This window comes from Streptomyces sp. NPDC059166, from assembly GCF_042755185.1.
Lineage (GTDB): Bacteria > Actinomycetota > Actinomycetes > Streptomycetales > Streptomycetaceae > Streptomyces.
Window position 1 is genome coordinate 1 of sequence record NZ_JBHZCI010000098.1, and the last position, 1,887, is coordinate 1,887.

Genomic DNA, 1,887 nt, shown 5'->3' on the forward strand with positions numbered 1-1,887 from the left:
GCGCACCGCTCAGCATCGTGAAGCAGTACATCGAGCAGCAGAACCGGCCGCACTGACCTGAGCTGAGGTAAACAGTGCAGATCCGTGCACACAGCCGAGGTCAGAGCAGCTCTCAGATTCGCTTCACCACCGGGCTGAAGCCCGGTGCACTGCGAATAGTCCCGGTAGCAGACGTTGTACAGACCGGGTTCCGGCTGGTCCTCGCGGTCACGGGACACGGCCAGGACGCCGTCGGGTGGGGCGTATCCCCCGCCGATCTGGTAGTCGAAGGCCATGCCGGCCACCGGTGGACGCACCTCGGCGGCGTCGGCCGTGCTTCGGGGCACGTGTTCCACACCGGTCCCGGTCGCACCCGTGCAGCCCGCCGTCAGCATCACGGCGAGACAGACGGCCGTGGGGAACGCCGTGCCGCCGCGGCGCGGAGGCTGGTCGAGGGTGTGTCGCACCACAGGTGCTCCTGGTGTCGCGGATGGATCGACGGGCCCCCGCATTCTCCGTCATCACCCGTTGCCGGATCCGTCCGGTGCGGCCACGGATCCGGCCTCGGCGACTCCCGAGAGGAGGTCGTCCCGACCGATGGCACCGGTGCGTGTCGACGGCACGGTGCAGGCGTACGCACCGGCGACCACGCCGTACAGGGCGCAGCGCCGCGGGTGTTCACCGTCGAGCAGGCCGAAGAGGAAGGCGGCGGCGAAGGCGTCCCCCGCGCCGTTGGAGTCCACCACGGGCGCCGGCGGCGGGACGGCGGGCACGTGGGTGAGTTCGCCCTCGTGCAGCAGGTACGCGCCCTCGTCGCCGGCGGTGGCCACCGCGATGTGTGCTCTGCCGCGTCGGGTCACGTCCCGCAGGGTGCCCTCAGGGTCGCTCAGGGCGGAAGAGGACATGAACACCACGTCCGCCTGGAGCGCGAAGGTCTCGTGGTAGGCGTCGTTGCCGTCCCAGTCGTGCAGGTCGGTGGAGATCGACACCCCTGCCTCACGGAGCAGCGGCAGGGCGGAGGACCACGGCTGGGTGATCACCACATGGGCGTGACGCGCCCCTGCCGCCAGTCCTCGGACCATCGCCTCGTCGAACGGGTCCGTGTCCCGCGCCCGGTCGGCGTCGTAGAGAGACATCCGCCGCCCGTCGGGACCGACCAGGTTGACCGCGCGCTTGGTGCCGCCCGGTGCCGGGACGCCGGTGAACGGGATACCCAGGTCCCCGTGCAGGGAGCGGACCATGTCCCCCTCGTGATCGTCCCCGATCAGGTCGAGGTGATGGGTGCGCAGTCCCAGTGCGTGCAGCCCCAGCGAGACGAAGTCACCGCTCTGGCCGGCGCGGGTCTCGATGCCCGGTCGGATCATGAGGCTGTCGGCGTACTGCAGTGGCAGCCGAGGGACGTGGACGATGGTGTCCACACCCGCTCCGCCCAGTACGAGGACGTCGACCTGTCGGCGGGTCACTTCGATTCATGCCTTTCCAGTCGGGTTTGCCCTGCAGGGCGTTGACGCGGTGCGATGAGGCGCGGCCGGAGGGGCCCGCCGGCCCGAGCGTTCGCGGTCACCACGCCCTCGCCGGCGCTGTCGGCCCTCGTGCGGCTGCCCGGAGGGCCCTGTTCCCGGCCAGGATCGGCGAGCGGTCCGCCCGCTCGGACCGCCCAGCTCCGGCACGTCGATGCGGGTCGCGTCGGCACCCCGGCTCCGGCCGGGACCGCGTGTGGGCGCCACAGCCGCCGCGGGTCCTGCGGCGGGCCCGCGGAACGGATCAAGTCCTGTGTGGGTGCGGCTCCTTCGGGGCCAGGGCTCGGTGCGCCCTGCGAGGGGGCGGCCACGTGCCGGACTGCTGCGGGGTACTGCGGGGTACTGCGGGGTACTGCGGGGTACTGCGGGGTACTGCGGGGTACTGCGG

General features: G+C 71.8%; 1 protein-coding gene and 1 pseudogene. Both read right to left on the bottom strand.

All coding sequences use genetic code 11. The annotated features are described in order from the left end of the window. Window positions 1–449: pseudogene (locus ACFXOA_RS32260) on the bottom strand (hypothetical protein); the annotation flags it as partial. A 51-nt stretch (window positions 450–500) separates the two neighbouring features. After that, complete coding sequence (locus ACFXOA_RS32265; RefSeq protein ID WP_385035731.1) at window positions 501–1,442, bottom strand: PfkB family carbohydrate kinase; 942 nt, start codon at window positions 1,440–1,442, stop codon at window positions 501–503. Between the last annotated feature and the right edge of the window lie 445 nt (window positions 1,443–1,887).